The sequence below is a fragment of the Bradyrhizobium sp. USDA3010 genome, assembly GCF_056429065.1.
In genome coordinates, this window is record NZ_JBWJZD010000160.1 from 1 (window position 1) to 255 (window position 255).

1 protein-coding gene is annotated in these 255 nt (G+C 65.5%); it reads left to right on the forward strand.

Annotation, left to right across the window (positions count from 1 at the left end):
* Positions 1-22 precede the first annotated feature (22 nt).
* Positions 23-255, forward strand: a 233-nt coding sequence (locus tag AC066Y_RS43380) for a transposase (RefSeq protein ID WP_478279156.1), incomplete at its 3' end; no start/stop codon positions are given.

Genomic DNA, 255 nt, shown 5'->3' on the forward strand with positions numbered 1-255 from the left:
AGCCGCGAACACCACGCCCGCCATGACCGATGATACGATTCTGCCCTTCTCCGTTCACGCCAAGAAAGTCACAGCTGCCTTCGATGGCGGGCGGCTGACCTCGAACGGGGGCGTGATGCTTCTGGCGATGGCCGAGCGGCGTCTCGGCTTGGCCGACAATTTGGCCCGGGTGTTCCCGGATCGGCGCGATCCGACGCGGGTCGTGCACAGCCTGGTCGATATGTTCCGCGCGCGCATGTTCGCGATCTGCTGCGG